At 38.4% G+C, this 12,821-nt stretch carries 12 protein-coding genes; 9 read left to right on the forward strand and 3 right to left on the reverse strand.

What is annotated here, in order from left to right; all coding sequences use genetic code 11:
* Positions 1-42 precede the first annotated feature (42 nt).
* The 3 genes from NST02_RS08740 to NST02_RS08750 are packed head-to-tail and all read right to left on the reverse strand — an operon-like array spanning position 43 to position 2,754.
* Positions 43-1,605, reverse strand: a complete 1,563-nt coding sequence (locus tag NST02_RS08740; protein WP_137744275.1) for a hypothetical protein — start codon at positions 1,603-1,605, stop codon at positions 43-45.
* 13 nt (positions 1,606-1,618) lie between these two features.
* The gene (locus NST02_RS08745) at positions 1,619-2,245 is read right to left on the reverse strand and encodes a PulJ/GspJ family protein (RefSeq protein WP_137744274.1); all 627 of its coding nucleotides are present in this window, start codon (positions 2,243-2,245) and stop codon (positions 1,619-1,621) included.
* Entirely contained in the window at positions 2,242-2,754 is a 513-nt protein-coding gene (locus NST02_RS08750) for a type IV pilus modification PilV family protein (protein ID WP_170211344.1), read from the reverse strand. The genes NST02_RS08745 and NST02_RS08750 overlap by 4 nt, the downstream gene beginning before the upstream one ends.
* Positions 2,755-3,026: 272 nt before the next feature.
* Between NST02_RS08750 and NST02_RS08755 the strand changes: the two genes are divergently transcribed.
* The 9 genes from NST02_RS08755 to pilM all read left to right on the forward strand — a co-directional run bounded on the left by NST02_RS08755 (position 3,027) and on the right by pilM (position 12,819).
* On the forward strand, positions 3,027-4,319 hold the full coding sequence (locus NST02_RS08755; protein WP_340948735.1) for a hypothetical protein: 1,293 nt from the start codon (positions 3,027-3,029) through the stop codon (positions 4,317-4,319).
* A 129-nt stretch (positions 4,320-4,448) separates the two neighbouring features.
* Complete coding sequence (locus NST02_RS08760; protein ID WP_095307377.1) at positions 4,449-5,207, forward strand: PRC-barrel domain-containing protein; 759 nt, start codon at positions 4,449-4,451, stop codon at positions 5,205-5,207.
* Positions 5,208-5,225: 18 nt separating this feature from the next.
* Positions 5,226-6,560: a G5 domain-containing protein gene (locus NST02_RS08765; RefSeq protein WP_212933126.1), complete on the forward strand. Its 1,335-nt coding sequence runs from the start codon at positions 5,226-5,228 to the stop codon at positions 6,558-6,560.
* 24 nt (positions 6,561-6,584) lie between these two features.
* The gene (locus NST02_RS08770) at positions 6,585-8,249 is read left to right on the forward strand and encodes a GspE/PulE family protein (protein WP_137744270.1); all 1,665 of its coding nucleotides are present in this window, start codon (positions 6,585-6,587) and stop codon (positions 8,247-8,249) included.
* 11 nt (positions 8,250-8,260) lie between these two features.
* On the forward strand, positions 8,261-9,301 hold the full coding sequence (locus tag NST02_RS08775; RefSeq protein WP_137744269.1) for a type IV pilus twitching motility protein PilT: 1,041 nt from the start codon (positions 8,261-8,263) through the stop codon (positions 9,299-9,301).
* A 1-nt stretch (position 9,302) separates the two neighbouring features.
* Entirely contained in the window at positions 9,303-10,508 is a 1,206-nt protein-coding gene (locus NST02_RS08780; RefSeq protein ID WP_095307350.1) for a type II secretion system F family protein, read from the forward strand.
* A gap of 116 nt (positions 10,509-10,624) precedes the next feature.
* Complete coding sequence (locus NST02_RS08785) at positions 10,625-11,041, forward strand: prepilin-type N-terminal cleavage/methylation domain-containing protein (protein ID WP_137744268.1); 417 nt, start codon at positions 10,625-10,627, stop codon at positions 11,039-11,041.
* Between the two features lie 31 nt (positions 11,042-11,072).
* Complete coding sequence (locus tag NST02_RS08790) at positions 11,073-11,825, forward strand: prepilin peptidase (protein WP_211344133.1); 753 nt, start codon at positions 11,073-11,075, stop codon at positions 11,823-11,825.
* A 13-nt stretch (positions 11,826-11,838) separates the two neighbouring features.
* A complete protein-coding gene (gene pilM / locus NST02_RS08795; protein ID WP_137744267.1) occupies positions 11,839-12,819 on the forward strand; it encodes a type IV pilus biogenesis protein PilM in 981 nt (326 codons plus the stop codon).
* Positions 12,820-12,821: the final 2 nt, after the last annotated feature.

Here is a 12,821-nt window from a genome sequence, read left to right on the forward strand (position 1 = left end):
AAGGAAGAAATGCCGATTGAGCATATGCTCAATCGGCATTTCTTATTCTTTTCTCATTAAATCGGTCATTACTTCTAATCGATCAATTTTAGGCAATCCCTGTGCTTGATTTAAAAAAAGTCTTTTATCATTTTTGATAACAAGTCTTGATTCGGCAGGTTTATTTTCTAATCCCTTCCCGAATTCAATTGCATGGCCATTTTCTTTTGCCTTGCCGCGGTACGCGTTAATTTCGAGGTTTCCGTGTGCAAAGATTCCTCCTTCAACACGCAGATAGGAACCTACCGCATACAATTCTGCATCCTCGTGCGTATATAAATAAGCATGAATGGTGTTGACTTGATCGAGAAATTTATTGATCCGCGCGATTTCCAGTTGCCCCTTTGTCATCAAGATCAGTTCACTTTTATTGAAGCCTCTAATGTCCACATTGTTGATTGTCGTATTACCGAGAACATAAATGGTAGAATCGAAGGCGATATCTCCTCTTATCGTTAGATCACCTGTGATGAGAATATTTGCTGAAATTTCCATCACATCATTGCCAACACTTTCGATTATTCCGCTGCCGTCAATGACAATCCATTTCGATTTATCATCGATAACGAGACGATTTGTGTCGATATAGACCTCTTTCTCATCCTCGCCAAGGTGTAAATAGCTTTTGATCGTTGGTGATTGATTGAGATTTTCAAAAGACGAAACGACTTCAACGGCTGGAGAATTTAGACCTTCCGCAATAATCTCATTAATTTCCAATGGGAATGGATCAATATGATTGCTCAAAAATCCTGCTGTTTTGAGCTTTTCTTTAAACGTTTTTTCAATATCGACACCTACATATTCACTCTCTTCTTTGGAAACAGTGGGAGCAGTAGGATAAAATGCTCTTTCTATTTGTTCCCCAGGAAGAGGATGGAAGGAACTTGTAATGGTTTCTTCAGCACTGTAGCAGTTATTTGGGCAGTATTCAATGTCATTCCCTTCAATAAACAATTGATGCTCATTTTCTTCATTAACTGATGGAAACGTTGTCGGTTCAATGCCATGAACCCCCTTATAAATGTATTTAGCTTGATTGCTTATCACGAGTTTTTCCTTTGCGTATATATTCCCTTTTTCAACATAAGTAGAGCCATTTAAAGTTAGGATTTCTCTTGAACCGATTGCGTATTTTAAGAAGCTTGGCATTCCTGTTATGTAAACGATTTGCTCATATTTTCCGCTCGAGACCTTCAAAACTCTTGTGTAGTCTTCATCTTCTTTAATGTTGTACTCACGATCGTCACTAATATTTTCTATTCGATAACCGTATGGGTTATGAATGAGTTTGGCCTCAATAATATTGTGATGATAAGTACTGACCGACATATCAGGGTTGCCGAAAGGGAGGTTAAACTCTGTATCAATTGTTTTCTTTATGTAGGCAACAGCCTCGCCTAGGGCACGAATTGAATCCAAATCGTCCGTTACTTGATCCTCTCTTATTTCGGTTCTTTTCGCACCACCGATACTCGTAGAAAGAATGGATAAGCCTAACACTGTAAATACTAAAATCATGAGCATCACGACAACAAGGGTAGAGCCACGTTCATTCTTGACCAATATGTTCACCTCATTAAAAACCAAAAGTACTTTCCAAAATTAACGGCTCAATTTTGAATAAATTTGAAAACCGCTCTTTATCTTCGCCAATGATAAGATTCAAATGAATAATGCCATGTGGACAACGCTCACTTAATTCTGGATTGCTGCAAGAAAACGTGATCTCAGAGCTTTGCTCATCGATGGAGGTGAACCTTGAGCTGTCGGTGGAAATTTGCGCAATCGTCGCACTGTTTTCATTGGCATCGTCCGTTACCGTCTCAATGAAGAATCGCTCATCTTTGAAATAAATGAATAAACGGCGCTCAATTTCAATATCTCCTTCTTCGTTATATCGATGATCGACGATATAACGTTCTACTTCTTTTGCGGCATACCTTACAAGTTCTATCCCCTGTGCCCCGTCCTGTTCATATTTCTTAATGTAGTCTGGCGGCGCCTCATACATTTTATTAAGAATCATGGTTGCAACATAGTCGGCGTCATCCCGTAATTGGGCTTCAATCCCGATTTTTTGATACAGCTTCAAACCTGTTGTGAAAACACTATAAATGATTCCAGATACAATTGCCATAATGACGAGTGTCACCAAAACTTCAACTAATGTAAACCCGTTTTCTGTTCTGATTAGCTTCTTCATTTTTGGATCAAACCCCTTACGGAAGCGGTTTGGCTATTCCACATAACCGTCACTTCCACACCTATTAATTGCTCTTGCAAATCGGGCTTATCCTCTTCTGGAATTTCATCATTCTCGATTCCCCTTGTAAATATTACTTTCGATTCGTAATCAACATTATTAATTTTCGTTGAAAAAAAACTTTTACAAACACTTGGATCATCAAAAACGATTTCGGTCTTCTCACCAATTAAGACGTCATTGCAATTTACAGGATTAATTTCTTTTTCTGTGATTTCATCATTTTCTTTAAAATAAGCCTGATAAATTTTCTCGAAATCCTGCTGTTCGAAATAATAAAGGATGTTACGCGCAACATTGATCCCTACGGTTTTATTTTCGTTTTTTTTCGTGTACGAGTAGGCATGATTAAAGAAGGACAGAAAAGTAGTCATAATAATGCCCAATATTGTTATAGAAACAAGGATTTCAACTAATGTAAGTCCCTTTGCATTATGTACTAATTTCAAACGCTTCACCTTCCTTTGTCCTATTTTTTGTGAACTAGTTGTGAGAAAAGGATTTTCTCTATCATATTTACTACTCGGCTTCTTTTAAAATAGTTAACTTTATTATACAATATTTAAGAGTCTATAATTGTAGAAAATATGCGAAAAACGTTGAGATTTCAATTGTTTTTGCAAGCAAGTGCTTTTCATTAATACGGGTATGTTATAAAAAATAATGTTGATCGAAATATTAAAATAGAACTAAAACTTTTATACTAAAAAGAGGTGAACAAATGGGAGAGCTGGTCGTCTCTGTCATATCCTTAATTATTCTCGTACCCATTATTTATTTTCTGCCATTGGGATTAACCAATAAGGGAAAAGGGCTGCTGATCATGATTGCTTTTATCTTTGCCAATGTAGGAATACTGGCAAAAGGTAATTTTCCAATTTGGCAAACGGCTCTTATCCTGTTATTATTAACGGTTCTTACGGTTTACATATTGGATAAAAGATTCCATCACCTATTATTTTTAAAGAAAAATGAAAAGCATTCTGAGCCTTTACTATATAATGAAGAGTTCATTACATATGAAGAAGAAAATAAAGAATCTGAGCAACCTTTTCTCGAACAATTTGAACAGCATAGTCTTTCATTCGTGCAGGAAGAGGAGCAAGCTAGTGAGGAACGTTTGTTGGAAATCGAGCAAATAGAAGATTTGGGGGAGGAAACGAACGAAGCAGATATGATAGAAAAAGATGTTGAAGAGATAGTTGAACCCCCATTTCTTACTGAAAAAAATGATGAAATCAGCAGGATCGAGAAATCGACATATATGACAGAAATCGAGATGCTGCTAGAAAGTGAGGAACTGGAAAACTTCCCAAATGACGCCGAGACTATCGACATAGTAGACAAGAATACCTTTTCCCCTCAAAGCGAGGTGGTGAATTTAGAAGAAAGTGATATAAAGGAGGAAGATGCGATTAGTGAATCGGGAAGAGAAGGGGCGAAAGAAACCTCTGTTTTAGAGTCAATCTTTCTAGAAGAAGAAGAAGCATCCTACCAGCTTGAACTTGCTCAAAAGGAAATTGCTGCAGGAAATGAAGGGGCTCTGAGTCTTTTACAAATTGAAAATTTTGATCACAATTCTCTGCACAAGATAGCAGAAGCAACTTCGCTCGCTGCGTTAGAAGAAAGTCCATACATAGGTAGTGATAGAGATGATGAGGATGAGAATTTACAGTTTGATATAAAAAATCAATCAACAATCGCTAAAGGTGAGCAAAGAACTAACCTTCAACAGCAAATGGTGCAAACGATGGTATCACAAATTGAGCATGCTAGAAAACAAATGACTCCTCCTGAGTTTGAGAAGTACGTGAAGGAGCATTTACATCCCAAAATATCGGCACAAGACTATTATATTTTTGCCAGTATATTGATAGAGCATTATATCAGGCAGAAAGAATTGAGTAAATTGCAGGGATTGTTGGCTGATTTAAGGGAAAAATTTACAGATTACCCTGTTTTGGATATGGAGATTCAATATTTGTTTAAACAATATTGTGAAAAAATAAGCTGATTTACCTAAATACATGTTAAAATAATGTAATATATGGATGAATTTTATACATACATGTCGAATGGCGTATGGATGAGATTGATTCGAAATAGTTTCGTGAACTTATAGATTAGGTGTGGTGAAAATTTTATGAAAACAAGTACTCAAATTAACAGTTTACCCATTATTAGCATCTTAGATGGCAATCAAGTAGGAAAGGTAAAATCTTTAGTGATCAATCCAGATAAAGGTTCAGTTGACTTTTTAATGATTGATCATGAAGAATTTCAAGTAAGTGTCAAGGCAATCCCGTTTAAAAAAGTAGTCGGAATAGGAGAGTATGCAGTAACGATTGATAGTGAGAATGCTGTCATTGATTTAAATGAGATTCCTATTGCCAATCAGCTTGTAAATAAGAAAATAAAAATTACAGGCACAAAGGTAATGACAAGAAAAGGTGAGTTAATAGGTGAAGCAATTGAGTACTTTATCGATCAAGAAACGGGTCATATTCTTGGCATGCAATTGAAGCTAACGGATAAAGAAGTGGCACTCCCGTCTGAATCCGTTGTTACATTTGGAAAGGATATCATTATTGTTAAAGAAGATGCGGCTTCTTATTTCCTAAATTCTGTTGAGGAACTAGAAGGAAAAAATGTGACAGATGAACTGGCGGAAGCATATTCGGACTCTAGTGCTGTGACAGTAGCAGAAGATGAGGAAATAACTTCTTTAAAGGAAAAGCAAATTGAACTTTTAATTGGTAAAAAACTTACGAAAGATATTTATGATAAAGAAGGAGTTCTTTTATTTAGTGAAGGGACTTATTTAACAGCAGAACAAATTCAAAAGGCACAAGCAGAAGGACCAAGTATTGTTGTTGAGCTGTCCATGAATGTGGAAGCGTAACGGAGGAGGCCGATTTTTGTGAGGAACCAGCACGGGATAAAGCTGTTTCTAGTCTTAATGATTTCTGTTGCCTATATTTTTAGTTTCTCACATTTCGGTACATTAGCTTACGGGGCCATTGTCAAAAACCATGATTTTTTTGCAGAAGGTACGAAAATTGGCTCCCTATCTGTAGCTGGCAAAACCGCGAATGAAGCACTTCAACTAACAGATGAAGAGCTAACAAAATGGCTGAATGAAACAACGATCACTTTAAAATACAAGGAAAATAATGAACAGCTAGATTTGCGTTATTTTACCTTTGATCTGACAGAGACGGTTCAAAAAGCGAAGAATGGCCAGAGTAATCCTGTTTCTGTTCAATTCAATTCGTTGGATGAAACGCTCTATTCTTTGTCTTCACGGCTTAATAAAGAGGATATTGCTCTTGAAGAACTAGAAGCCGAGATTATGCGCGCTGCCCAACTGCTAGAGATTGGCTCATATCAGATCCGCATCGAAGATTACTTATTGGATGGACAAAGCAACGAACCCCAGGTGATTTCTGAGTTTCAACTTGATTCAGCATTTGTCGAAAACGAGCTTGATCTATTTATAGGCAAGACAATTGAATTGAAGGCAACATCACAATTTTCATTGCTGGACTATGTTAAAGATGAAATTGGTACAGTTTCCGCTCTGACTTTAAGTAAAATTTCTACTTCCATTTATGAGGTGATCCTGCCAACCAATTTCGAAATGATTGAAAGGCATATTAGCTCCGAACTACCAGAGTATGCCGCTTTAGGATTTGAGGCAAAAGTTGATCCAGAGCTGAACTATGATTTAATCTTCGCTAATGGAAATGAATGGAGCTATTTCATAGAGTTTGAGAAAGTGGATGATGTTTTTATCACCTATTTAAAAGGGCCGACATTATTAAATCGATATATTCTTTTACAAGAGGATGAGGAAAGCTTTAAGCCAAAAACGATTCTTCAATTCAATTCAGAGCTTTCTCCAACTGAATCTCGAGTAAAGGTTGCAGGCAAAGATGGGCAGTTTATAAAAATTTATCGGGAGCATCGAGATGAAAATGGGGCAGTGCTGAAAAAGGAATTGATTTCTGAAGATTTCTATCCACCTATTCATCAAATCGAAATTACCGGTTTGATTGTCTCAACAGGTGATTCGACCGTAACTCCCGGGACAGAAAATGCTGAAGCAGATGGAGATCCTGAATCGCAAACTGGCGAATCTACTTCGATAGATGAGAATGGTGAGCAGGCACCGCCATCTGATCGCGATCATTTGGATAGTCCAAAGAACGATGAAAATTCCCTCTGGGGAAAAGAAAATGAAATACCAAAATAATCACCAAAAAGCGGGGAACTTAATATGAAACAGCAAACCCGAAAACGACTTGGAGATTTACTTGTTGAAGCTGGTCTTATTTCTGAGGATCAGCTTCAATCTACATTAAAGGAGAAAAGTTCCGGTCAAAAACTGGGCGATGCTCTTTTGCAAAGGGGTTATATTACAGAACAGCAGCTTATTGAAGTGTTGGAGTTCCAGCTGGGCATTCCACATATAAGCTTATATCGCTATCCGTTCGATACCACCCTTTTCAGCCTGATTTCGAAGGAGACAGCAAAAAGAAATCGCCTCATTCCATTGAAAAAGGATGGAGATAAGCTTTTTGTTGCAATGGCTGATCCTATGGATTACTTTGCTATTGACGATTTGCGACTTTCGACTGGTTTTCAAATTGAAACGGCTATTGCTACGAAGGACGACATTTTAAGAGCGATCAATAAATATTATGAAATTGATGAAGGCTTTGATGAATTAATAGGCGATCTGTCTGAGCATGAAGCGGGGCAAGAGGAGGAAATCAGCTCAGACGATTCCCCTGTCGTGCGCCTTGTCAATCAGCTAATGTCGAATGCCGTTGCGATGAAGGCAAGCGATATTCATATTGATCCTCAAGAAACAAAGGTACTTATCCGCTACCGAATTGACGGGATTTTAAGAACGGAAAGAGTATTGCCGAAGCATATGCAAAGCTTGCTGACAGCGAGAATTAAGATTATGGCGAACCTAGATATTACAGAACATCGAGTACCGCAAGATGGAAGAATTAAGGTGAATTTAGATTTTCATCCCATTGATCTTCGTGTATCAACATTGCCGACTGTGTTTGGAGAAAAAATTGTTTTGCGCATCCTTGACCTTAGTAGTTCTTTAAATGATGTTACTAAATTAGGCTTTAATAAGTTAAATTTGAAGCGGTTTATCGACATGATTGAAAAGCCAACGGGGATTGTGTTAATTACCGGACCAACGGGATCAGGAAAATCCTCGACTTTATATGCTGCCCTCAATCGACTCAATAGTGAGGAAGTGAATATTATTACGGTCGAGGATCCCGTCGAATATCAATTAGAAGGAGTTAATCAGATTCAAGTGAATGGGAATGTTGGGATGACCTTCGCCAAAGGGCTGCGCTCTATTTTACGTCAAGACCCAAATATCATTATGGTTGGGGAAATTCGCGATAAAGAGACTGTTGAAGTTGCTATTAGAGCTTCGTTAACAGGTCATCTTGTACTGAGTACGATCCATACGAATGACTCGCTTGGCACTGTTACTCGCCTTCTTGATATGGGAGTTGAGCCGTTTTTAGTGGCCTCCTCACTAAGCGGAATTGTTGCCCAGCGTCTAGTTCGTCGTGTATGCCGTGACTGCGCAGAAGAACAAGCTCCTTCAAAAAGAGAGTTGGAGATTTTTGCTAAACGCGGTATCAAAATTGAACGAATTGTACGCGGCAGAGGATGTTCATCATGTAATATGACTGGGTACAAGGGGCGCCTTGCGATCCATGAGGTCCTTGTTATAAATGATGAGATGAGAAGGGTTATTATGGATGGTGATTCTTTTACAAGATTAAGAGAATTGGCGATTAAAAGTAAAACTATTTTTCTCATTGACGATGGTTTACTCAAGGTTAAGCAAGGTGTGACGACAACGGAAGAAATTTTAAGAGTAGCAATTCCTGAATAGGGGTGCAAAATGTGAAAGAAATGATTGAGCATATTTTAAGAGCCGGTTTTGAATTAAAAGCATCTGATCTCCATTTAACAGTTGGAGTCCCCCCTATTATGAGACTGAACGGGGAATTAAAAAGATATGGAAAAGAGGCGTTAAAGCCGATTGATACAGAAGGAATGGCGAAGGCGATCATTCCTCCCCACATGTGGGAGCAGTTCAAGGAAAAGGGAGAACTTGATTTTTCTTACGGGATACCAGGTGTCTCCCGTTTTCGTGTTAACACTTATTTTCAGCGTTCCTGTGTAGCGATGGCCATACGAATTGTGCCGACGAAAGTTCCAACGATTGAGGATTTGCAATTGCCTTCCGTTTTGACGAAAATTGCCGGGCGCCCACAAGGTCTGATCCTCGTAACAGGTCCTACCGGAAGTGGAAAATCGACAACATTAGCTGCGCTTATACAATATATGAATCAACATATGCGCAAGCACATCATCACACTGGAAGATCCGATTGAGTATTTGCATAAGCATGGCAATTCGATTATTGACCAACGGGAAGTCGGCTTCGATACAAATAATTTTGCAAATGGATTACGTGCAGCATTAAGACAGGACCCAGATGTCATCCTCGTTGGGGAAATGCGTGATTTAGAAACGATTCAAACGGCGATAACGGCTGCAGAAACAGGACATCTTGTGCTAGGAACGTTACATACGTCAAGTGCGCCGGCAACCATTAACCGTATTATTGATGTTTTTCCACCATCCCAGCAGCCGCAAGTAAGAATTCAACTTGCCTCAGTTCTCGTGGCTGTTATTTCCCAGCGCTTGTTTCCAACAGCGGATCAAAAAAGACGAAGAGCTGCTACGGAAATTCTTATTAATAATGCAGCCGTGGCTAATTTGATTCGCAATGAGAAAATATACCAAATTGTCAATATTATTCAAACGTCACGTGCCTATGGCATGCATACGCTGGAATCAAGCATTAAAGAGCTTGTCCAATCCGGAATCGTTTCAAGGGACGCTGCTGAACCATTTTTACAGGAGAATCTAAAATAAGATGGCTAGATTTAAGTATGTTGGTAGAGATCGTAAAGGAAATAAACAGGGGTTTGTCAATGCTACTTCAAGAAGAGAAGCAATGCAAAAGCTAAAAATGGATGGGATACGCGTTTTGGAAATGACGGAAATATCAGAGTCAATATTGACGAAGGATATTTCAATCGGTTCACCGGTAAAGCTAGAGCATCTCGTTATTTATTTGCGACAGTTTTCAACACTTTTGAAGGCTGGGGTATCAGTTGTAGAATCAACCAATATTTTAGCTCACCAAACTGAAAGTAAGGCTTTAAAAAAAGCGCTCTTCGATATTGAGCAAGAACTGCGCGAAGGAAAACCGCTCTCAGATGCCACCGCCAAGCATAAAAAGATTTTTACTCCGATGTTTGTTAATATGATTCGTGCTGGTGAAGCAAGTGGAAGCATGGATGAAACTTTGGAGCGTTTAGCTGTTCATTTTGAAAAGCAGCACAATACAAGAGCAAAAATAAAATCAGCGCTTGCCTATCCGATGGTCGTCGGAATTTTAGCGATTGCAGTAGTTATATTTTTACTCGTTTCCGTTGTCCCGACGTTTGTGGACATGTTTGCTGATTTTGGCGGGGAGCTTCCAGCAATTACGCAATTTGTCTTAAACGCTAGTAAATTCATGCAGGCATTTTGGTGGCTGGTCGTATTGCTTATTCTTTTATTCGTTGGAGTGATTGCCCTTATTAGGCGCAATAAAAATACGAAGTATTATTTGGATTATTTTTTATTAAGATTACCGATTTTTGGCAAGATGTTTCAAAAAGCAGTGCTTGCACGGATGACGAGGACATTGAGTTCTTTGTTTACAAGTTCTGTTCCGATTCTGCAAGCTCTTTCGATTGTTGAAAATGTGGTTGAAAATGAAGTAATTGCTAAAGTTGTTCGTCAGTCAAGGGATGCTCTTGAACGCGGCCAATCATTGACAGGTCCGATGAAAAAACATTGGGCATTTCCACCGCTTGTCACGCAGATGATAGCCATCGGGGAAGAGACTGGATCATTAGATGCGATGCTGGGAAAAGTGGCAGACTTCTATGAAAAAGAAGTAGAAAACAGCACGGATAGAATTAAAGCATTAATTGAACCTCTTATGATTGTCATATTGGCGGGACTCGTCGGCACGATCGTTACGTCGATCATGGTTCCGATGTTTGAAATCTTCAATCAGGTCAGCTAATAAATAGATTAACAAATTTTTGCAAAATAATTACTCGATTAGCGTTTACAAGTTTACTATGTTGAAACTATAATAGTATTTAGTACTTATATACTAGAAAAAAGGGAGAGATTTACATGATAAAAAATGTAAAAAAACAAGTAAACAATCAACGCGGTTTAACGTTAGTCGAGTTATTGGCGGTTATCGTTATTTTAGGGATTATTGCGGCGATCGCGATTCCAAGTATTGGAAAAATCATCGAAAATACGAAAATTGATTCAGTTAAAGCAGATGCGATCCAAATTATTAATTCGGCAAAGATTTATTATTCGGAAACTGGAGATGATGCGATAACCTTGAAGGAATTAGAGAATCATATTGAGTTAAATTCTAAATTTTCAGATGATACAAATGTAAGTGTTAAAGAAGGTGAATTTAGAATTACAGGTAAAGGTGAAAAAGATAATATAGAAGTCGAATTTTCTAATGTAAGTATTAGTGATATAAACAATGCAAAAAAAGGTGATAAAGAAATAAAGAAAAGTCAGTAGGCTAAATATGAAGTGAAGGAAATAAGTACTTATGATAATTCTCGTGATATTCATTTATGGACTCATCTTAGGTTCTTTCTTTAATGTAGTGGGACTCCGAGTTCCAGTAAAAAAATCAATTATAGCACCGCGTTCAGCATGCCCGAACTGCAGCCATCAACTGCGGGCCTTTGAGTTAATTCCCGTGTTGTCTTACATAATACAAGGGGGAAAATGTCGTCAATGTCAGACGAGGATTTCCCCGCTTTACCCAATAGTGGAGCTTATGACAGGGCTGTTATTTGTCTCTGCTCCGCTTCTGTTAGGCTGGACGTTAGAACTTATCGTGGCTTGGACATTGATTTCTCTTTTCATGATTATTTTTGTTTCCGATATTACGTATATGCTAATCCCTGATAAGGTTTTACTCGTGTTTGCGGGGATTTTTTTGTTGGAGCGGCTCATACTTCCTCTCAGTCCGTGGTGGGACTCTCTTCTCGGCGGAGTGATTGCCTTCTTCCTTTTATTTCTCATCGCAATTGTGAGCAGAGGCGGCATGGGTGGTGGAGATATTAAACTGTTTGCTTTAGTTGGTTTCGTTGTAGGAACAAAGGTATTTTTACTCTCCTTCTTTTTAGCAACTTTATTTGGGGCATTCGTTGGTGGAATCGGGATTTTGTTTAAATTGACAGAACGGAAGAAGCCGATCCCGTTTGGACCTTTCATTGCAGTTGGTACATTAACGGCTTATTATTTTTACGAGCCGATTCTCTCATTTTATCTCTCATTTTTAGCAGGTGTTTAAGGGGTCGTTTCATATGCAATTCACATTATTTTCAAGAAAAAAGCGCGTTGTTAATCTCGTTATTAATGATCACTCCATTCGCTATGTAGAGCTGAAGCAGATCAATCCGCCAATTCCACTGCACTGGGAAGAACGCTTGCTGCCAACAGGAATCATTGCCAATGGAAAAATTGTTGACTATGAAACACTCAGTAATATATTGGAAGAATGTATAACCGATTGGAAGTTGAAAAATCGCCAAGTTCGCTTTCTTATTCCTGAATCTTTCGTCATTATTCGGAAAGTGTCTATTCCTGCCGAAGTAAAGGATGATGAAATGAAAGGATATCTTTACTTAGAATTGGGTTCCACTATCCATCTCCCCTTTGAAGAGCCGGTATTTGATGCAGTCGTTCTTTCAAGGGGTGAAGAGAAACAAGAAATTTTGCTTTTTGCTGCACCGGAAGAAAACGTTCAGGAATATATGGAGCTTTTAATGGAAGCAAAGCTTGATCCGGTTGCCGCTGAAGTTTCTCCATTGGCCATATACCGTCTCTATGCCCATCTGCAAAAGGAGCAAAAACAAGAAGCGTTGCTTGTCGTGCAATTCGGTTTAAGCGATGTAAATATATGTATTTTTGAAAATACGATTCCGTTTTTTATGCATCATCTTCCGCTTGAATTTAATGGTGAGGATTGGGATAAGAAACTTAATCGCTTTGGAGAATACGAATTAGCTTTTGTGGGAGAAAAAGAGCAGTTTTCTTTTCAAATGGAGGATTCTTATAAAGAGCTTAACCGCTTGATGGACTTTTATCGCTACTCATTGCATCAAGGGAAAAAGCAGGTATCTAAAATCTTGCTTAGTGGGGATCACCCGTTGCTTGAGCAAATAAAAGCTGAACTTGACAATCGCTTTGATGTTCCTGTGCAAATGATTGTTTTTGAACAAGGAGAAACAAAGCTGCCCCAAGCATTTCATTTAGCATTAGGGCTTGCTTTAAAAGGGGTGTAATC

The organism is Robertmurraya sp. FSL W8-0741 (assembly GCF_038004005.1).
Classification (GTDB): Bacteria; Bacillota; Bacilli; order Bacillales; family Cytobacillaceae; genus Robertmurraya; species Robertmurraya siralis.

What these genes read in the sequence shown, in the direction of transcription:
- NST02_RS08755 (WP_340948735.1), top strand. Translation starts at nt 3,027, where the DNA reads ATGGGAGAGCTGGTCGTCTCTGTCATATCCTTAATTATTCTCGTACCC.
- NST02_RS08785 (WP_137744268.1), top strand. Translation starts at nt 10,625, where the DNA reads ATGATAAAAAATGTAAAAAAACAAGTAAACAATCAACGCGGTTTAACG.
- NST02_RS08790 (WP_211344133.1), top strand. Translation starts at nt 11,073, where the DNA reads ATGATAATTCTCGTGATATTCATTTATGGACTCATCTTAGGTTCTTTC.
- NST02_RS08760 (WP_095307377.1), top strand. Translation starts at nt 4,449, where the DNA reads ATGAAAACAAGTACTCAAATTAACAGTTTACCCATTATTAGCATCTTA.
- pilM (WP_137744267.1), top strand. Translation starts at nt 11,839, where the DNA reads ATGCAATTCACATTATTTTCAAGAAAAAAGCGCGTTGTTAATCTCGTT.
- NST02_RS08770 (WP_137744270.1), top strand. Translation starts at nt 6,585, where the DNA reads ATGAAACAGCAAACCCGAAAACGACTTGGAGATTTACTTGTTGAAGCT.
- NST02_RS08780 (WP_095307350.1), top strand. Translation starts at nt 9,303, where the DNA reads ATGGCTAGATTTAAGTATGTTGGTAGAGATCGTAAAGGAAATAAACAG.
- NST02_RS08745 (WP_137744274.1), bottom strand. Translation starts at nt 2,245, where the DNA reads ATGAAGAAGCTAATCAGAACAGAAAACGGGTTTACATTAGTTGAAGTT.